This is a genomic window from Kitasatospora sp. SolWspMP-SS2h, from assembly GCF_003259315.1.
Classification (GTDB): domain Bacteria; phylum Actinomycetota; class Actinomycetes; order Streptomycetales; family Streptomycetaceae; genus Kitasatospora; species Kitasatospora fiedleri.
Genome location: NZ_QLLT01000010.1, coordinates 24,735 through 43,404 on the forward strand (window position 1 = coordinate 24,735; position 18,670 = coordinate 43,404).

Genomic DNA, 18,670 nt, shown 5'->3' on the forward strand with positions numbered 1-18,670 from the left:
CCGCCCGACCGCCCGGGACGCGCGTCAACTTCCCGCCGGAGCACGCGTCAACCGCCCACCAGGACGGACCGGCCGCCGACGGCACGAGTCTGCTGGAACCGCAGGTCCGGACGGCGCAGAACCGTCGGCCGTTCCCCCGCCCGGCGGATACCACCGCTCATCCGATGATCCGCCCGCAAGCCCGCCCCGGGCAGCCGCCCCACCCGCCCACCGCACCCCGCCCCACCCGCCGCCGGGGCGTCAGGCCGCGCGTTCGGCCGCGCTGCGTTCGACGCAGAACTCGTTGCCCTCGATGTCGGCCAGCACCACCCAACCCGTGCCGTCCGGGCGCCGCTGGTCGTCCACCTGGACCGCGCCCAGTGCGATCAGCCGGTCGACCTCCTCGTCCCTGGTCCGTTCCTGCGGCTGGAGGTCGAAGTGGATCCGGTTCTTCCCCGCCTTGCCCTCCGGCACGGTCACGAACAGCAGCCCGGCACCCTCGATCAGCGCCTCCGGGTCTCCCGGGAAGTCGTCCTCGTGCAGCGGCTGCCCCAGCACCTCCGACCAGAACGAGGCGAGGCGGTACGGGTCGAGGCTGTCAATGGTCACGTGCCTGATCAAGGAGGTCATGCCCCGGATTGTCGACCGCCGGGGTGGGATCGGCAACCCGATTCCGGCCCGGCCCTTCCGGCCCGCGCGGCGGGGAGTGCGGGGCGCGGTGTTACGGTGCGGTCCATGTCCGAGAGCGTCTCCACCGTCAAGGCCGAACTCGACCGGCTGACCGCCGAGTTCTTCGGCGCGTTCGACAACCGGGACGGCGGGGCCGCCGATGTCGGGCGGTTGCGGCGGCTGATGCTGCCCGGCGGGGTGATCGTGGTGACGGCGCCCCGCTACGCCGTGTACGGCGTCGAGGAGTTCATCGCCCCACGCGAACTGCTGCTCTCCGACGGACGGTTGACCGACTTCCACGAGTGGGAGACCGACGAGCGCACCGAGATCGCCGACGGCGTGGCCTGCCGGATCGGCGGCTACCGCAAGTCCGGCCTGCTGGACGGCGAACCGTACGTCGGCGGCGGCACCAAGACCTTCCAGTTCGCCCGCACCCCGGACGGCTGGCGCATCACCGCCTTCTCCTGGCACGACGAGCCGTAACCGCCCGCCGACCGCCGCCGCCCACCCCCCACCACTCGCCGCCCGCCGGGACCCCTCCCCGATCCCGCGCGGCCTCCTGTGCGACAGTCGGCGGTGGAGGTGGCGCGAGTGGCCGGGCGGGTGCTGGTGGTGGACGACGACGCGGCGATCCGGCGGAGCCTGGAGCGCGGGCTGCGGCTGAGCGGGTTCCGGGTCTCGACGGCGGCGGACGGCGCCGGCGCGTTGGCGGCGGTGGCCGAGGAGCCGCCGGACGTGCTGGTGCTGGACGTGGGCATGCCCGGGCTGTCGGGGACGGAGGTGTGCCGGACGCTGCGGGCGCGGGCGGACGACACCCCGGTGCTGATGCTCTCCGCGCTGGACGAGCTCGCCGACCGGGTCGCCGGGTTGCAGGCGGGCGCGGACGACTACCTGGTGAAGCCGTTCGCGCTGGAGGAGCTGGTGCTGCGGCTGCACGCGCTGCTGCGCCGCCGCCCGCCGCAGTCCGCGGACCTGATCCGGGTCGGGCCGCTGCGGATTCACCCGGAGACCCGCCAGGCGTTCTGGGCGGAGAGCGAACTCCGGCTGACCAGGCGCGAGTTCGAGCTGCTCGCCCAACTCGCCCGGAACGCCGGCCTGGTGCTCTCCCGGGAGGTGCTGCTGGACCGGGTCTGGGGCTACGACTTCGAGGTGCGCAGCGACGCCGTGGACACCTTCGTCTCGTACCTGCGGCGGAAGCTGGAGGCCGACGGCCGCCCCCGGGTGCTGCACACGGTGCGCGGGGTGGGCTTCGTGCTGCGGGCGCCGGACGAGGGCGGGGCGGAACGGTGAGGCTGTCGACCCGGATCGCGCTCGGGGCGGCCGTGCTGGTGCCGCTGCTGGTGGCGGCGGCCGGGGTGCTGCTGCTGCCGCTGGTCGGGGCGGACCTGCACCGCCGCCAGGACGACCGGTTGGGTGCCCGGGCCGCGGCCGTCCTGCCGAACGCCCGGGCGCTGCTCGCGGCCGACAGCCGGAACCGCCCGAAGGTCGAGCAGAACCAGCAGCGCAAGCTGCTGGACGCGGCGCTGGACGCGGGCGTGCGGGTGGTCGCCGCCGACGGCACGGTGCTGATCTCGGCGGGCTCGCAGCCGGACGACCCGGCGCTGCTCCCGGACGCCCCGAGCGGGGGCGCGGTGACGGTCCGCCAGGGCGGGTCGGCCTGGCGGGTGCTGGCGGTGCAGGTGGGCGGCGGGAGCAGCGCCGGGACGCTCTGGGTGCTGGCCCCGGCCGGGGAGCCCGCGGACGAACTGCGGGCGGTGCGGCGGCGGGTGCTGCTGGTGGCGCTGGTCGCGGCGCCGCTCTCGGGGCTGATCGGTTTCGGACTGGCCGAGCGGGCCACCCTGCCGCTGCGCCGGCTGGGCCGCCGGGCGGCCGTCCTGGACCCGCGGGCGGGGCACGCGGCGTTCGCGCACGCCCGGACGGGCACCGCCGAGGTGGACGAACTCTCGTCCGCGATCGCCCTGCTGCTGTCCCGGTACGACGAGCAGGCTGACCGCACCGCGCAGGCCCTGGACACCGCCCGGTCGTTCTCCTCCGCGGCCTCGCACGAGCTGCGCACCCCGCTGATGAGCCTGCGCACCAACCTGGACGTGCTGGCCGCGCACCCGGACCTCCCGGCGGGCGAACGGGCCGAGGTGCTGGCCGAGTTGCAGCAGGACCACGCCCGGATGCTGGACCTGCTGAGCGCGCTGTCCGCCCTGGCCCGGGGCGATCTGGTGGAGTTGTCCGCGTTCGGGCCGGTCGACCTCGCGGAGCTGGTGGACGCCGCGGTCGCCGAGGCCGCCCGCCGCCACCCGGACACCGTCTTCCGGATCGGTGAACTCCCCTCCGAGGTCCGGGTGTTCGGCTGGGACGCGGGGCTGCGCATCCTGCTCGCCAACCTGCTGGGCAACGCGGCCGTGCACGGCCGCGCCGCCGCGCACGGCCGCGAGGCCGGCCGGAACGCCGCCCCGGGCACCGACCTGGACGCCGACCCAAACGCCGCCGAGGACCCCGGTCCGAACGCCGCCCCGGATGCCGACCGCCCCGCCGAGGTGACGGTCCGGCTGCGCGTCGGGGACGGCACCGCCCGGCTCACCGTGGACGACACCGGCCCGGGCATCCCGCCCGCCGAACGCGCCGCCGTCTTCCGCCGCTTCCACCGCCGCCCGGACAGCCCGGGGTCCGGCCTCGGCCTGACCCTGGTCGCCCAGCAGGCCGCGCTGCACCGCGGATCGGTGCGGGCCGCCGAGCGGCCGGACCGCCCCGGCTGCCGCCTGGAGGTCCGCCTGCCGCTGCTCGTCGCGGACGCGCCGACCGTACGGCTGCCCTCCCTCCGCGACTGGCTGAGCGACCGCGGCGAGCAGTGAGGACGGCCCCGGAGGGGGACGGCCCCGCCGGGCCGGTCCACCTGCCCACTCCCCCGGTCCGGCAATCTCGCTCGATGAGGTGAAGCAGCGTCACTTTTCCTTCTTATCAGTGCAGTTGGGACGCTCGCACGCCTCGCGCGCCCCCTTGTGCCGGTCCGCGCGGGCTTCCTAGGGTCCGGATCATGACCATTCCCACCGAGGCGATCGGTTCCCTTCCGCGCCCGCGCACCCTGCTGAACGCCCTCACCGACCACGCCGCCGGCCGGATCGACGACGCCGAACTGGCCAAGCACCAGGAGGCCGCGACCGCCGACACCCTCGCCCGGCTGGCCGAGCTGGGGAGCCCGGTCCTGGTCGACGGCGAGCAGGCCAAGCCCAGCTTCCTCACCTACCCGGTGGCGGGCCTCGACTCGCTCGCGCCCGGCGGTGCGATCATCCCGTTCGCGGACGGCCACACCCGCGAACTGCCCGTCCTGACCGCCGGCCCGTTCCGCTACCGGGTGCGGGCCGCCGAGTACCTGCGCGAGGCCCGTCGGCACACCCGGCTGCCGGTGAAGCAGGCGGTGATCGCCCCGTCCGCGCTCAGCCTGCTCTACCCGGCGGACGGCATCGACGGCTACCCGCGCGAGGACTTCCTGCGGGACTTGGCCGACGAGGCCGAGGCCGACATCCGCGGCTGCCTGGAGGGCGGGGCGCACGCCGTCCAGCTCGACTTCACCGAGGCCCGGCTGTCGCTCAAGCTCGACCCCAGCGGCGGCCTGCTGGAGGACTTCGTCGCCCTCAACAACCGGGTGCTGAGCCGCTTCACCGAGGCCGAGCGGGCCCGGATCGGCGTGCACACCTGCCCCGGCGGGGACCAGGACTCCACCCACAGCCTGGACGTCGACTACGCCGAACTGCTGCCCACCCTCTTCCGGTTGGAGGTCGGCAACTTCTACGTCCAGCTCGCCGGGGAGGCCGACCCGGAGCGGGTGCTGGGCGTCATCGCCGCGCACCTGCGCCCGGGCGCCCGGGTGTTCGTCGGCGTGACCGACCCGATCGACCCCCGGGTGGAGACCCCGGAGGAGGTCCGCGACCGGGTCCTGACCGCCGCCCGCCACCTTCCGGTGGACCGGCTCGGCACCTGCGACGACTGCGGCTTCGCCCCGTTCGCCGACGACACCTCCACCTCCCGCGAGATCGCCTTCGCCAAGATCGACGCCCGGATCAAGGGCACCGCGCTGGCCGCCGAGGCGCTCGGCCTGTAGGCCCGTCCCCTGCCACCCGCCGAGCCGGGCCCAGGGGACCGGCCGCCGGAGGCGGGTGGCAGGATGCCCGGATGGAGCAGATCCTCGCGGCCGCCGCCCGCCTGCTGGGCAGCGGCCTGTCCGACCCCGTCGACCTGGGCGGCAGCCGCCGGACCACCGTGCTGCGCTGCCGCACCGAGGACGGCGGCTCGGTCGTCGTCAAGGCGTACCCCGGCGGCCCGGACGCGCTGCGCAGCTTCACCGCCGAGGCCGCCGGGCTCACCCTCGGGGTGGCCGGTCCGCCGCTGCTCGCGGTCGACCCCGAGGTGCCGCTGCTGGTGCTGGGCGACCTCGGCTCCGCGCCCACCCTCGCCGACGTGCTGCTCGGCAGCGATCCGCGGGCCGCCGAGGCGGGCCTGCTCGCCTGGGCCCGCGGGCTGGGCGAGCTGGCCGCCCGGGCCGTCGGCCGCGAACCCGAACTCGCCGCGCTGTGGCGGCGGTTCGACGTCGGAGTGCCGACCTGGGCGGAGCAGCCCTGGATCGCGGAGAACGCCGCCGCCTTCCCCGGGGTGCTCGCCGCGGCCGGGGTCCCCGCCCCCGCGGGGCTGGCGGCGGAACTGGCCGCGGTCGGCGCCGTCGGCGGCCCGGAGTACCTGGCGTTCACCCCCGGCGACACCTGCCCCGACAACAACCTGCTCACCCCGGACGGGCTGCGGCTGCTCGACTTCGAGGCCGCCTGCTTCCAGTCGGTCTTCCTGACCGCCGCCTACTGCCGGATGCCGTTCTCCTCCTGCTGGTGCGTCTTCTCCCTGCCGCCCGCGCTGGCCCGGCGGGTCGAGGCCGCCTACCGGGCCGAGGTCGTCCCGGTCCACCCGGCGCTGGCGGACGACGCCCGCTGGGAGGCCGGCATGCGCGACGCCACCGCCGTGTGGACCGTCGACGCCACCGTCCGCCTGCTGCCCCGCACCGCCGAGGACGCCCCCCTGCACCCCACCCGCCGCCCGGTCCCGACCCGCCGCCAACTCCTGCGCCACCGCTGGCAGTCGGCCGCCCGCCTGGACGGCCTCCCCGCCCTCACCGCGACCTTCGAACGGCTGCTGCAGCAGACCGCCGACACCTGGCCGGTCGACCCCCTGCCCGGCTACCCCGCCTTCCGCCCCCAGGCCCCCGCCAAGACGGGCCCTAGCGCTCCAGCCGCAGTTCTTGGTCACTGCTCCTGGCCGCCTCGGATGCCTCCCGGAAGGTGACGACCGCTTCGCCGTTCTCCCGCGCCCATGCGGTGAGCATCCTGATGGGCTCCTCCAGGGTTCGCCCGAGAGCGGTCAGGCCGTACTCCACGCGCGGCGGCGCCTCGGCGTACGCGTGCCGCTCGACGAGCCCGTTGGCCTGGAGCCGGCGCAACGTCTGGGTCAGCACCTTGCGCGAAATGCCACCGCTCAGCTCGACCAACTCGCCGTGGCGCAACGGGCCTTCGGTCAGCGCGAAGAGCGTGACCATGGACCACTTGCTGGCGATGATCTCCATGGCCAGGAGAGCGGGGCAGTCGGCGAGGAAGGCGATTCCGGGTCGCAGGCTCATGCCCCGAAGGTTACCTGGAGGTACCTGGTGGCCGCCTATCGTCGTCGAGGTGCGCACGCCCCCTTACCCGCCTCTCGCACGATTGAGGTCTCAGCCATGTTCGTCTCCCTCGCCGTCGTCACCGTGTTCATGTCGGCGCTCCTCCTGGTGTCGGCCGGGGCCAAGTCCCTGCGGACGCGGCACATCACCGAGCAGATGTCGACCCTCAGGGTGCCGAAGCGCATGATGGCCCTCCTGATCGGCGCTCAGATCGCGGGCGCGGCGGGTGTGATCGCCGGGCTCCGGTGGGGGCCCGTCGGAATCGCCGCCGCGATCGGCCTGACGCTCTACTTCGCCGGGGCGGTCGCCTTCCACCTGCGCGTCGGCGACCGCAAGGGCGCGTCTCCGGCGGTGGTCCTCACCGTGACCTCCGTCGCCCTGATCGTGCTGCGTGCCGCCACCCTCTGACAGCGGACGGCCGGTCCGACGCCGGCCTCGACCGTGCCGGGTGAGGCCGGCCTCCGGCGAGGACGGCCACCGCCGATCACCGCGGGTCGTGTCGACGAACGGGGATCGGCCGGTGGCCGTGGGCCGGAGCGTGGAACCTGCTCGGACGTCCGCCGGGCCGGCACCCGCTCACTCGTCCCTCCGTTCCACAGGGTTTCCACAAGAAGGGCCCCTACCGTCGGTCGGGTTCGGCCGGGGAGCCGGTCGGAATCCGGAACGGAAGGGGACGGCCATGCGGATCGACCGGGCGGCGGCGGCCGCTGTCGGGGTACTGGCGCTGGCGGGCGGCCTGCTCGCGGCGGGGCCCGCGCAGGCGGCGACCGGGGCGCCGAAGTCGGACGGCGCGAAGGCGGTGTGCAAGCGGCTGCCGAAGACCCAGGAGCGGGTCGACAAGGCGCTGAACCGGCTGAACGGGGACGCCACCGTCGTGGGGTCGGTGGCGCGGCTCCAGCAGCGGGTGGACAACGCCCACAAGGCGGGGCACGCCGAGATCGAGAAGTACCTGAACGACCGGCTGACCTTCCGCCGCGGCCTGCTGCCGACGCTCCAGACCCGCAAGGCGGACCTCGGCCCGGTGGCCGACTGGTGCGCGAAGAACGCCCCGGCGGCCGGGAAGTGACCCGCCGGCCCGCCGCCGGGCGAGCGGCCCTGGCGGCGCTGGCGCTGGCCTCGGCCGCCCTGCTGTCGGCCTGCGGCCCGACCTCCGGCGGGCCGTCCGGCGGTGCCGGGCCCGACGACGCGCAGCAGGTCCAGCAGATGCAGCAGCGGGTGGACGCCGCGGACAGCGCCGCCGCCCAGGCCGAATCCGACGCCGCCCGACCGGACACGGACACCGGTGCCGGAAGCGGCACCGACCCCGGCCCCGGCGGCGCCGGCGCTCCGGCCTCCGGCAGCGCCTCCGCCCCCGGCAACTGAGGGCGCGGCGCGCCCCCGACCACCCCGACGGCCCGTGCTCTCCCCGGAGCGCGGGCCGTCGGCCTGTCCGGCCAGCGGGACGGAAACGTCCGGGATGCGATCATGAGCGTGGCGGAACTTGACGCGCCGCCGCCGGGTCGTGAACCATCAGCGGCATGAACTCCGGCACCTTCCTGGTCTGCCGCCTGCACGTCGATCTGCGACGCCAGGCGAGCGACATGTGTGCCTGTTGACGCTCACCGCGTAACCTCCGCGCGTGCCCTGTGAGTTGACACCAGGGCTCCGCGCCCCCGCTGCCAGACACCCCCTTTCCCCCGCTGTCCGCGTCTCCCCGCCCGCGCCCCGGCACGGGTGTCGGCGCCGCCGACGGCCGCCCCGGCACACCCCGGAGGAATCCCATGAGCACCGGCCTCGTCGCCACCCCCGAAACCGCCGCCGTCCCCGTCCCCGCCACCGCCACCGCCACCGCCGTCCCCGCCGGCGGCGCCACGCCCGCCCGCTCCCCGCTGTCCCCGAACGCGCTGCGCCGGATCGTCCGCGACCTGGCCGAGCGGCCCGAGCTCTGGCTGCACCGGGTGCGGCTGTCCGTGGGGGACCGCTGGTACGAGCGGCTGGAGCTGGCGGAGGACTACGAGGTGTGGCTGATCAGCTGGCTGCCGGGGCAGTCCACCGGGTTCCACGACCACGGCGGCTCGCGCGGGGCGTTCACGGTGGCGCTGGGCGAGCTGGAGGAGCTGGCGCTGGCCGGGCCGGAGCACGGGCTGACCGTGCGCCGGCTGCCGTCGGGCAGCGAGCGGGCGTTCGGGCCGCAGTACCTGCACGACGTCCGCAACACCGCGCAGGGCCCGGCGGTGACGCTGCACGCGTACTCGCCGCCGCTGAACGAGATGTCGCACTACCAGTTGCGGGTCGACGGCCTGGTGAAGACCTCCACGGAGGAGGCGGCGCAGTGGTGACGGACGGAGCGGCAGTGGTGGACGGAACGGACGGAACGGACGGAGCAGCGGTGACGGACGGAGCGGCGGCAGCGGGCGGCCCGGTGACGCGGACGGTGGACCAGCTGGTGGCGGCGGCCCGGGCGGGCCTGGACCGGCCGGACCCGGCCCGGGCCTGGGCCGAGGTGACCGACGGGGCGCGGCTGGTGGACATCCGCCCGGCGGCGCAGCGGGCCCGCGAGGGGGAGATCCCGGGGGCGCTGGTGATCGAGCGGAACGTGCTGGAGTGGCGGCTGGACCCGACCGGCAGCCACCGCATCCCGGAGGCGGTGGACCACGGGGTGCGCTGGATCGTGGTCTGCTCGGAGGGGTACGCGTCCTCGCTGGCGGCGGCCTCGCTCCAGGAGCTGGGGCTGTACCGGGCGACCGACCTGGACGGCGGGTTCGTGGCCTGGGCGGCGGCCGGGCTGCCCACCCGTTCGGTTGATCAAGGTTTGCGGTGATGCCGGTGCGGGAAGCCGGACAGGCGACACATTCAGATTATTGTTCGATACCTGTGCCGGCCGTGCGCGCCGGGCACAGCGCCGTTCCGGCCGAGCCAGCCGTTCCGGCCGACCCTCCGAGGACCCTTCCGTGATCAGATTCGAGGGCGCCGCCAAGCGCCACCCCGACGGCACGGTCGCCGTCCGCGGCCTGGACCTGGAGGTGCCGGCGGGCCGGACCACCGTGCTGGTCGGGCCGTCCGGCTGCGGCAAGACGACCATCCTGCGGATGGTCAACCGGATGGTGGTGCCCACCGCCGGGCGGGTGCTGCTGGACGGGACGGACGTGGCGGGGCTGCCCGCGGCGCAGTTGCGGCGCGGCATCGGGTACGTGATCCAGCAGGCCGGGCTGTTCCCGCACCGCCGGGTGATCGACAACGTGGCGACGGTGCCCCGGCTGCTCGGCTGGGACCGCAAGCGGGCCCGGGCCCGGGCGGCCGAACTGCTGGAGCTGGTCGGCCTGTCACCGGAGACCGCCCGCCGCTACCCGGCGCAGCTCTCCGGCGGCCAGCAGCAACGGGTGGGCGTGGCGCGGGCGTTGGCGGCCGATCCGCCGGTGCTGCTGATGGACGAGCCGTTCAGCGCGGTCGACCCGCTGGTGCGCGCCGGGCTCCAGGAGGAACTGCTGCGCCTCCAGGCCGAACTGGGCAAGACGGTACTGTTCGTGACGCACGACATCGAGGAGGCGGTCCGGCTCGGCGACCGGGTGGTGGTGCTCCGCGAGCACGGCGAGATCGCCCAACTCGCGGACCCGCACACCCTGTTGACCGCCCCGGCGGACGACGGCGTGGCCGCCTTCCTGGGCCGCGACCGCGGCCTGCGCGGACTGGGCCTGCGCCCGGCCGGCACCGTCCCGCTGGACGGGCTCCGGCCCGCCTACGGCGAGTGGACCCTGGCACTCGACCCGGAGGGCCGCCCGGAGCACTGGGCGCGCGGCGCCGAACGCCATCCGGCCCCGGTCTTCGCCCCGTCCCGGGACTCGCTGCGCTCCGCGCTGGACGCGGTCCTGCTCGCCCCGTCCGGCCTGGCCGTCGCGGTGGACGCCGAGGGCCGGGCGGTCGGCACCGCGAGCCGCGCCGCCGTCGTCGAGGCGCTGGCCCTGAGCCGGGCCGCACCGGACACGGAGACCCCGCAGGCCCCGCAGGCCCCGCAGGCCCCGCAGGCCCCGCAGGCCCCGGCCGGAAGCTCCCCCGAGTCTGCGCAGGTGCCGCATGCTGGACGGTGAGCCGCTGATCCGCTGGCGCTGGCTCGGCGACCACCTCGGCTACCTGGGCGGCCTGACGGCCGACCACGCGGTGATCGCGCTGGTGCCGGTGCTGATCGCGCTGCTGCTGGCGCTGCCGCTGGGCCTGGCCTGCGCGCGCTTCCCCCGGCTGTACCAGCCGCTGGCCGCGGTGTTCAACGTGGTGTACGCGCTGCCCTCGCTGGCGGTGTTCGTGGTGCTGATCCCGTACACGGGGCTGGCCACCCGGCAGACCGTGATGGTGCCGCTGACCTGCTACGCGCTGGCGGTGCTGCTGCCGACCGCGGTGGACGGGCTGCGGGCGGTGCCGGAGCCGGTGCGGCAGGCGGCCACCGCGATGGGCTACGGCCCGTGGCGGCGGCTGACGGCGGTCGAACTGCCCGCCTCGGTGCCCTACCTGATCGGGGGGCTGCGGGTCGCCGCGGTGTCCTCGATCTCGCTGGCGGCGGTGGGGGCGCTGGTCGGCCGGGGCGGGCTGGGCTACCTGTTCGTGGACGGCTTCCAGCGGACCTTCCCGACGCCGATCCTGGCCGGGATCGCGCTGGTGGCGCTGCTGGCGCTGGCCGCCGACCTGGTGCTGCTGGCGGCCCGCCGGGTGCTGGCGCCGTGGTCGCGGGGGGTGGCGCGGTGAACTGGCTGGGCTGGCTGCACGACTTCTTCGCCGACCCGGCGCACCGCTCGGGTCCGGACTCGATCCTGCACCGGGTGCTGGAGCACCTGGTGTTCTCCGCCGAGGCGCTGGGCCTGGCCGCGCTGGTGGCGCTGCCGCTGGGCCTGCTGATCGGCTACTCGGGGCGCGGCCTGTTCCTGGTGACGACGCTGGCCGGCGTCGCGCGCGCCCTGCCGACCCTGGGCCTGGTGACGCTGGCGGTGCTGCTGGCGGGCGTCGGCGAGACGGCGGTGCTGCTGCCGCTGACGGCGCTGGCCGCGCCGCCGATGCTGGTGGCCGCCGCCGAGGGGGTGCGCGGCACCGACCCGGACGTCCGGGACGCGGCCCGCGGCATCGGCCTGACCCACCCGCAGACGCTGCTGCGGGTGTGCGTGCCGGCCGCCGCGCCGACCCTGCTGGCGGGGGTGCGGACGGCGTCGGTGCAGGTGATCGCGACCGCCACGGTCGCCGCGTACGTCGGTCTGGGCGGCCTGGGCCGGTACGTGATCGACGGGCTGGCCACCCGCGACTTCCCGACCACGGTCGGCGGCGCCCTGCTGGTGGTGCTGCTGGCGGTGGCCGTCCAACTGCTGTTCGCCCTGTTCATCCGGCTCGCGTCGCCACCCGGCGGGCGCGCCGGCCGCACCACCGCAGGACCCGTACCCGTACCCGTAGACACCGATGACAGCGCGGGCTCCCCCGCACTCGTGAAGGAATCCCCATGACGACCCGTCCGGTCAGAATCGCCCTCGCCGCCCTCCTGCTGACGGGCGCGGCGGCCTGCTCCTCCTCCGGCGGCGGCGACCCGCTGGCCGCGAAGTCCTCCGCCCCGGCGACCTCCGGCGGGCCCTCCAGCCCGGCGGGCGGCTCCGGGAAGACCGTGGTGGTCGGCTCGGCGAACTTCCCGGAGAACGTGCTGCTCGCCTCGATCTACTCGCAGGCCCTGCAGGCCAAGGGCGTGAAGGTGGAGGAGAAGTTCAACATCGGCAGCCGCGAGCTGCTGTACGGGCAGTTGCAGTCGGGCGCGCTGACGGTGCTGCCGGAGTACAACGGCGCGCTGCTGGCCTACCTGGACGCCAAGTCGACCGCCACCAGCGAGGACCAGGTGAACACCGAGCTGAAGGCCAAGCTGCCGGCCGGGCTGGCGGTCCTGGACTCGGCGGCGGCCGAGGACAAGGACTCGCTGACGGTCACCCAGGAGACCGCCGACAAGCTGGGCGTGAAGTCGATAGCCGACCTGGCGGGCAAGGCGCAGGACCTGGTGGTCGGCGGGCCGCCGGAGTTCAAGTCCCGTCGTGAGCAGCAGTTCAAGGACGCCTACGGGCTGACCTTCAAGGAGTGGAAGCCGACCGGCGACACCACCGCCAACGCGCTGAAGGACGGCACCGTCCAGGTCGGCAACGTGTTCACCACCGATCCGAAGGTGGTCCAGCTGAAGCTGGTGTCGCTGGACGACCCGAAGAACGTGTTCAGCGCGCAGAACGTCACCCCGCTGGTGAACACCGGCGGCCTGGACGCCACCGGGACGGCCGCGCTGAACGCGGTCTCCGCGAAGCTCGACACGGCCGGGCTGACCGCGCTGATGAAGCGCGTCGCGGTGGACAAGGAGGACCCGGCGGCGGTCGCCAAGGACTGGCTGAAGTCCAGCGGCCTGAGCTGATCCGCGCCGCCCGTCGGCCCCGCACCGAGCAGTCGGGTGCGGGGCCGACGGCATGTCAGGACCCTGATCCCCAAGGGTTGGCAAAGCTCTCGGAGGGCTGCCCCAGCGAACTGTAAAGAGTCTTGACAGATGCACTGGTCCAGACCAAACATGAGTCCGCTGTACTTCCCGACCGGGACGCATCGTGGGGGTGTGACCACCGGCCGGGGCGAGCCCTGCCCCGCACCACCCCGGCACTCCCTGTACCAGGCCGATCCACGCCCACGTGCCCGAGCACCGGCACGCGGGCCCCCTCCCATGCCTGATGGAGACTCGATGCGCCTTCACCGACCACTCCAAGCGCTGCTCGCCACCGGCGCGATGGCGGCCGCCTCGCTGGGGCTGATCTCCGCCCCCGCGCAGGCCGCCACCCCGCTGCCGCAGCACGTCTTCGCCCCGTACTTCGAGGCGTGGACCGGCGAGAGCCCGGCCGCCCTGGCCGCCCAGTCCGGTGCCAAGCACCTGACCATGGCGTTCCTCCAGGCCGCCACCAAGGGCTCCTGCACCGCCCTGTGGAACGGCGACACCTCGATGCCGATCTCGAACTCGGTGTTCGGCGCCGACATCGCCACCATCCGCGCCAACGGCGGCGACGTGATCCCGTCCTTCGGCGGCTACACCGCCGACAACACCGGCACCGAGATCGCCGACTCTTGCACGGACGTCAACCAGATCGCCGCCCAGTTCGAGAAGCTGATCACCACCTACGACGTCTCCCGGATCGACCTGGACATCGAGGACAACTCGCTGACCAACACGGCCGGCATCGACCGCCGCAACAAGGCGATCAAGATCGTCGAGGACTGGGCCGCCGCCAACGGCCGCAGCATCCAGTTCAGTTACACCCTGCCGACCACCACCAGCGGCCTGGCCTCCAGCGGCCTGGCGGTGCTCAAGAACGCGGTCACCAACAACGCGCGGATCGACGTCGTCAACATGATGACCTTCGACTACTACGACGGCGCCTCGCACGACATGGCGGCGGACACCCAGACCTCCGCGCAGGGCCTGTACAACCAGCTGGCGAAGCTGTACCCGACCAAGACCTCCGCCCAGCTGTGGAACTCGATCGGCATCACCGAGATGGCCGGCATCGACGACTTCGGTGCCGGCGAGACCTTCACCGTCGCCAACGCCACCACGGTCTACAACTGGGCGGTGAGCAAGGGCATCAACACGCTGTCCTTCTGGGCCCTCCAGCGCGACAACGGCGGCTGCCCGGGCACCGCCGGCTCGGACAGCTGCTCCGGCATCGCGCAGGGCACCTGGGACTTCAGCCACATCTTCTCGAAGTTCACCAGCTCCTCCGTCCCGGCCAACGACTTCTCGGTGGCGCTGAGCCCGGCCAGCGGCTCGGTCACCGCCGGCGGCGCCACCTCCGCGACGGTCAACACCGCCGTCACCTCCGGCTCGGCCCAGAGCGTCAACCTGTCGGTGACCGGCGCCCCGGCCGGCGTCACCGCCGCGCTCAGCGCCTCCACCGTCACCGCGGGCGGCTCCGCCACCCTGAACGTCTCCACCACCTCGGGCGTCGCCAACGGCAGCTACCCGCTGACCGTGACCGCCACCGGCGCGAGCGGCACCCACACGGCGACCTACACCCTGACCGTCACCGGCGGCAGCACCGCCTCCGACTTCTCGGTCGCGCTGTCGCCCGCCGCGGGCTCGGTCGCCGCCGGCGCCGCCACCTCCGCGACGGTCGGCACCGCCGTCACCTCCGGCACCGCCGCGACCGTCAACCTGACCGTCTCCGGCGCCCCGGCCGGCGTCACCGCCGCGCTCAGCGCCTCCAGCGTCACCGCGGGCGGCTCCGCCACCCTGAACGTCTCCACCACCGCCTCGGCGGCCCCGGGCACCTACACCCTGACCGTCACCGGCACCGGCGCGGGCAAGACCCACACCGCCACCTACGCGCTGACCGTCACCGGCACCACCCCGCCGCCCACCGGCCTGGCCAACGGCGACCTGGAGAGCGGCGCCCTCGCCCCGTGGACCTGCCAGAGCGGCGGCGCGGTCGTCACCTCCCCGGTGCACGGCGGCTCCAAGGCCCTGAAGGCCGTCCCGACCGCCGGCGCCACCGGTGAGTGCGACCAGACCGTCACGCTGGCCCCGAACCACGCGTACACCCTGACCGCCTGGGTCCAGGGCCCGTACTCGTACGTCGGCGTCAGCGGCGGCGCCACCGCCTCCTCCTGGGCGAACGGCACCTCCTGGACCAAGCTGACCGTCCCGTTCACCACCGGCGCCAACGGCACCGTCACGGTCTACCTGCACGGCTGGTACGGCCAGGGCGCGGTCTACGGCGACGACTTCTCGATCGCCTGACCCCCGCTCCACCCCTGAACCCGGCCCGGCCGGTGGCACCCCGCCACCGGCCGGGCCGGGCCGCTTCCGGGAGCATCGGACGCGACCGCTCAGCGCTCCCGGCACAGCGGCAGGAAGGACGCCAGCGCCAGCGCCGCGCAGCCCAGCACCACCGCGCCGAGCACCGTCGCCGACGGCCGCCCGCCCAGGCTGCTGAGCGGGGCGACCACCGCGCCGCACAGGTAGGTGCCGGTGCCCAGCAGCGCGGACGCCGAACCGGCGGCGTGCGGGGCCATGGTCAGCGCCCGGCCGTTGGCGTTCGGCAGGATGACGCCCATCGCGCCCATCAGCACGGTCAGCGCGGGCCACACCCCGGCCAGCCCGGTGTCCCACACCGTGGTGCACAGCACCACGGCGGCCCCGGCCAGCGCGGCGGCGGACAGGCCGCAGACCAGCAGCGTCCGCTCGGAGTACCGGTGCACCAGGAAGCGCCCGTTGACCTGGGTGACCGCCAGCAGCGCGATCGAGTTCACCGCGAAGACCAGGCTGTAGGTCTGCGGGGTGATCCGGTACACCTCCTGGAGCACCACCGAGGAGCCGCCGACGTACGCGAACAGCGCGCCGAACGCGAAGGTGCTGACCAGCAGGTAGCCGAGGAACACCCGGTCGCGCAGCAGCCCGCCGATCGCCCGGACGGTGGTGCCGGGGCCGCCGCCGTGCCGCCGCTCGGGCGGCAGCGTCTCGCGGACGCCGAGGGCGCAGGCCGCGGTGAGCACCGCGCCGAGCAGGGCCAGGGCGACGAAGGTGCCGCGCCAGTCGGTGACGTGCAGCAGCTGGGCGCCGGCCAGCGGGGCGACGATCGGGGCGAGGCCGGAGATCAGGCCCATGGTGGCCAGGAACCGGATCATCGCGACGCCCTCCAGCCGGTCCCGGACCACCGCCCGGGCCACCACCAGCGCGGCGGAGCCCGCGGCGCCCTGCACCACCCGGCCGGCCACCAGCAGCGGCATCGAGTCGGCGAACGCGCACAGCAGGCTGGCGGCGGTGTACGCGGCCAGGCCGGTGAGGATCGGGCGGCGGCGGCCGAGGCGGTCGCTGAGCGGGCCGAACAGCAGCTGGCCGAGCACCATGCCGAGCAGCGAGCCGGTCAGGGTGAGCTGGGCGGCCGGGGCGGTGGAGTGCAGGTCGGCGGTCAGGTCGGGCAGCGCGGGCAGGTAGAGGTCGGTGGTGAACGGCCCGAGCGCGACCAGGCAGCCCAGGGTGATCACGGTGGCGGTGGCGAACGGGGCGGGCCGCGGGGTCGCCGCGCCCACCTCCTCCGGCCGGAGCGGGAGGTCGGATGCGGTCTGGTCGCCGTCGGGGTCGACGGTCGGGCCTGGCATGGGGCTCCTCACGGATGGCGGGTGTGCGCACCGTCCTATCCCATCCACCCGCCCGGGCGGAAACCGGACCCGCCGGGCCGCCGTCCGGCACCCGCCCGGCCGACGTCCGCTCGACGGCCACCCGCCACCCGCTCGGCCGCCGCGCTCGGCGACTACCCGGTCGGCCCGGCGGTGCAGGCCCCGGCGGCGGCCGGGGCGCCGCGCCAGCCGTAGAGCCGGTCGCCGACCAAGGCGACGTCGTACTGCCCGCAGTGCGCGGTGGCCCGGCGCGGGGTGTCGGTCGGGAACCAGTGGGCGCGCAGGTGCGGGTCGGGCGCCGGGCTCGCCGGGGTGCAGTCGGCGGGCAGCGCGCGGCCCGGGAGGGTGGCGCGGATCAGCCGCTCGCCCTGCTCGCCGGGGGCCAGGAAGGCGATGCCGGTGGCGGAGTCGGGCAGCCAGCGCGGCACCTCGGCGCGGTCGGCCTTGGCGGCGGCCCCGCTGGGGTAGCGGACGGTCTGGTCCATCCGGTCCCGCGCCCGCTGGACCGCGGCGGGCGCCACCATCACCAGCAGCATCGCCGCCGCTCCGCCGAGCACCACCGTCGCCGCCGTCCGTCCGCCGCCCATCGCCCCTCGCCCCTTTTCCCGCCGTTCCGGTCCTTCCCCTCCATGGTGGGTGCGGGCGGGGGCCCGATCCATGCGCACCAGGTACCGGGCGGGGTCCGCCGGAAGTCGGAGACCGGGGGCCGGGACCCCGACTTCCGGCGGACCCGCGACCGCCCGGCGGACGGACCGGCGGTGCGCGCGGACGGACCGGCGGTGCGCGCGGACGACCCCGCCGGTCCGGTGCGCCGGCCGGCGGACTCCGGTCAGCGGTAGGCGGATTCGCCGGTGATCGCCTCGCCGAGGACCAGGGTGTGCACCTCCGAGGTTCCCTCGTAGGTGAGCACCGACTCCAGGTTGTTGGCGTGCCGGAGCACCGGGTAGGCGGTGGTGATGCCGTTGGCGCCGAGGATCGTGCGGGCGGTGCGGGCGATCTCCAGCGCGGTGCGGACGTTGTTGAGCTTGCCGAAGGAGATGTGCGCGGCCTGCGCCCGGCCCTCGTCCTTGAGCCGGCCGATCCGGACCGCGACCAGGTACGCCTTCTCCAACTCCAGTGCCATGTCGACGAGTTTCTGCTGGGTCAGCTGGAAGCCGCCGATCGGGCGGCCGAACTGGACCCGGTCGCGGGCGTAGTCGACCGCGGCCCGGTAGCAGTCCCGGGCGGCGCCGACGGTGCCCCACAGGATGCCGTAGCGGGCCTCGCCGAGCGAGGAGAGCGGGGCGCGCAGGCCGCGGGCCGCCGGGAGCACCGCGTCGGCGGGCAACCGGACGCCGTCGAAGGCGAGTTCGCTGGTGACGGAGGCGCGCAGGGAGAGCTTGCCGGGGATGTCTCGGGCGGTGAGGCCGGGGGTGCCGCGCGGGACGAGGAAGCCGCGCACGCCGTCCTCGGTGCCCGCCCAGACCACCGCGACGTCGGAGACCGAGCCGTTGGTGATCCACAGCTTCGCGCCGTCCAGGACCCAGTCGGTGCCGTCGCGCCGGGCCCGGGTGCGCATCGAGGCGGGGTCGGAGCCGGCCTCCGGCTCGGTCAGCCCGAAGCAGCCGACGGCCCGTCCGGCGGCCAACTCCGGCAGCCAGTGCCGCTTCTGCTCCTCCGAGCCGAAGGCGTGGATCGAGCGCATGGCGAGCGAGCCCTGCACCGAGACGAAGCTGCGCAGCCCCGAGTCGGCGGCCTCCAGCTCCATGCAGGCCACCCCGTACTCGGTGGCGGTCGACCCGGTGCAGCCGTAGCCCTCCAGGTGCATCCCGAGGACGCCCAGCTTGCCGAGTTCCGGGGCGAGTTCGCGCACCGGGAAGGTGCCCCGCTCGTACCAGTCGGCGAGGTGCGGGCGGACGTGCCGGTCGGTGAACGCGCGGACGGTGTCGCGGATCAGCCGCTCGTCCTCGGTGAGCAGTTCGTCGACGCCGAGCAGGTCGAGCGGGTCGGGGCGGCCGGCGGGTGCGGCGGTGGCCATGGGCGGGCTCCTCGGAGGGTACGGGGGGTGCGCGGGGGTGTTCGGGGTGGGCGCGGGTGCGTCACCGCTGTCCCTACCGGTCGGTACGCCGCGCGGTCAAGGGCGCCACGGCGGGCCCGGTCCGTCGGCCCGGTCCGCCGACACGCGGCGGCGGCGCGCCGGGAATGCCGGGCGCCCGTGGA

20 protein-coding genes are annotated in these 18,670 nt (G+C 75.1%); 15 read left to right on the top strand and 5 right to left on the bottom strand.

Going from position 1 to position 18,670, the window contains the following annotated elements:
• Positions 1-240: 240 nt before the first annotated feature.
• Positions 241-609, bottom strand: coding sequence for a VOC family protein (locus K353_RS14015; RefSeq protein ID WP_111553930.1), 369 nt, complete (start codon positions 607-609; stop codon positions 241-243).
• A gap of 105 nt (positions 610-714) precedes the next feature.
• Here K353_RS14015 and K353_RS14020 point away from each other — a divergent pair, with 105 nt between their 5' ends.
• The 5 genes from K353_RS14020 (at position 715) to K353_RS14040 (ending at position 5,967) form a co-directional block, all read left to right on the top strand.
• The gene (locus tag K353_RS14020; protein ID WP_111553931.1) at positions 715-1,131 is read left to right on the top strand and encodes a DUF4440 domain-containing protein; all 417 of its coding nucleotides are present in this window, start codon (positions 715-717) and stop codon (positions 1,129-1,131) included.
• Positions 1,132-1,224: 93 nt separating this feature from the next.
• Entirely contained in the window at positions 1,225-1,938 is a 714-nt protein-coding gene (locus K353_RS14025) for a response regulator transcription factor (RefSeq protein ID WP_305000301.1), read from the top strand.
• Positions 1,935-3,494: a HAMP domain-containing sensor histidine kinase gene (locus K353_RS36850; RefSeq protein WP_111553933.1), complete on the top strand. Its 1,560-nt coding sequence runs from the start codon at positions 1,935-1,937 to the stop codon at positions 3,492-3,494. Before K353_RS14025 ends, K353_RS36850 begins: the two co-directional genes overlap by 4 nt.
• A gap of 182 nt (positions 3,495-3,676) precedes the next feature.
• Positions 3,677-4,741, top strand: a complete 1,065-nt coding sequence (locus K353_RS14035; RefSeq protein WP_111553934.1) for a cobalamin-independent methionine synthase II family protein — start codon at positions 3,677-3,679, stop codon at positions 4,739-4,741.
• A 71-nt stretch (positions 4,742-4,812) separates the two neighbouring features.
• Complete coding sequence (locus K353_RS14040) at positions 4,813-5,967, top strand: hypothetical protein (protein ID WP_233533571.1); 1,155 nt, start codon at positions 4,813-4,815, stop codon at positions 5,965-5,967.
• On the opposite strand, the gene K353_RS14045 is transcribed toward K353_RS14040, so the two are convergent.
• Positions 5,903-6,298, bottom strand: coding sequence for a helix-turn-helix domain-containing protein (locus K353_RS14045; protein WP_111553935.1), 396 nt, complete (start codon positions 6,296-6,298; stop codon positions 5,903-5,905). The genes K353_RS14040 and K353_RS14045 overlap by 65 nt on opposite strands.
• 96 nt (positions 6,299-6,394) lie before the next feature.
• On the opposite strand from K353_RS14045, the gene K353_RS14050 reads away from it, so the two are divergent.
• The 10 genes from K353_RS14050 (at position 6,395) to K353_RS14105 (ending at position 15,092) form a co-directional block, all read left to right on the top strand.
• Entirely contained in the window at positions 6,395-6,745 is a 351-nt protein-coding gene (locus K353_RS14050) for a DoxX family protein (protein ID WP_111553936.1), read from the top strand.
• A 271-nt stretch (positions 6,746-7,016) separates the two neighbouring features.
• A complete protein-coding gene (locus K353_RS14055) occupies positions 7,017-7,403 on the top strand; it encodes a hypothetical protein (RefSeq protein WP_111553937.1) in 387 nt (128 codons plus the stop codon).
• Positions 7,400-7,699, top strand: a complete 300-nt coding sequence (locus K353_RS14060; protein WP_111553938.1) for a hypothetical protein — start codon at positions 7,400-7,402, stop codon at positions 7,697-7,699. Before K353_RS14055 ends, K353_RS14060 begins: the two co-directional genes overlap by 4 nt.
• 398 nt (positions 7,700-8,097) lie before the next feature.
• A complete protein-coding gene (locus K353_RS14075) occupies positions 8,098-8,655 on the top strand; it encodes a cysteine dioxygenase family protein (RefSeq protein WP_233533572.1) in 558 nt (185 codons plus the stop codon).
• A gap of 50 nt (positions 8,656-8,705) precedes the next feature.
• The gene (locus tag K353_RS14080) at positions 8,706-9,137 is read left to right on the top strand and encodes a rhodanese-like domain-containing protein (protein WP_233533573.1); all 432 of its coding nucleotides are present in this window, start codon (positions 8,706-8,708) and stop codon (positions 9,135-9,137) included.
• Between the two features lie 130 nt (positions 9,138-9,267).
• Complete coding sequence (locus K353_RS14085) at positions 9,268-10,401, top strand: ABC transporter ATP-binding protein (RefSeq protein WP_233533574.1); 1,134 nt, start codon at positions 9,268-9,270, stop codon at positions 10,399-10,401.
• Positions 10,388-11,050, top strand: coding sequence for an ABC transporter permease (locus tag K353_RS14090; RefSeq protein WP_111553940.1), 663 nt, complete (start codon positions 10,388-10,390; stop codon positions 11,048-11,050). The genes K353_RS14085 and K353_RS14090 overlap by 14 nt, the downstream gene beginning before the upstream one ends.
• Positions 11,026-11,793, top strand: coding sequence for an ABC transporter permease (locus tag K353_RS14095; RefSeq protein ID WP_233533575.1), 768 nt, complete (start codon positions 11,026-11,028; stop codon positions 11,791-11,793). Before K353_RS14090 ends, K353_RS14095 begins: the two co-directional genes overlap by 25 nt.
• On the top strand, positions 11,790-12,728 hold the full coding sequence (locus K353_RS14100; protein WP_111553941.1) for an ABC transporter substrate-binding protein: 939 nt from the start codon (positions 11,790-11,792) through the stop codon (positions 12,726-12,728). The genes K353_RS14095 and K353_RS14100 overlap by 4 nt, the downstream gene beginning before the upstream one ends.
• Before the next feature lie 315 nt (positions 12,729-13,043).
• Complete coding sequence (locus K353_RS14105; RefSeq protein WP_111553942.1) at positions 13,044-15,092, top strand: glycosyl hydrolase family 18 protein; 2,049 nt, start codon at positions 13,044-13,046, stop codon at positions 15,090-15,092.
• Positions 15,093-15,181: 89 nt separating this feature from the next.
• Here the strand turns inward: K353_RS14105 and K353_RS14110 are convergent, their stop codons facing one another.
• From K353_RS14110 to K353_RS14125, 3 genes are all read right to left on the bottom strand, one after another.
• Complete coding sequence (locus K353_RS14110; protein ID WP_111553943.1) at positions 15,182-16,453, bottom strand: multidrug effflux MFS transporter; 1,272 nt, start codon at positions 16,451-16,453, stop codon at positions 15,182-15,184.
• Positions 16,454-16,605: 152 nt separating this feature from the next.
• On the bottom strand, positions 16,606-17,058 hold the full coding sequence (locus K353_RS36855) for a hypothetical protein (protein WP_111553944.1): 453 nt from the start codon (positions 17,056-17,058) through the stop codon (positions 16,606-16,608).
• Positions 17,059-17,300: 242 nt separating this feature from the next.
• Positions 17,301-18,488 carry an acyl-CoA dehydrogenase family protein gene (locus K353_RS14125; RefSeq protein ID WP_111553946.1) on the bottom strand — a complete coding sequence of 396 codons (1,188 nt, stop codon included), beginning with the start codon at positions 18,486-18,488 and terminating at the stop codon, positions 17,301-17,303.
• Between the last annotated feature and the right edge of the window lie 182 nt (positions 18,489-18,670).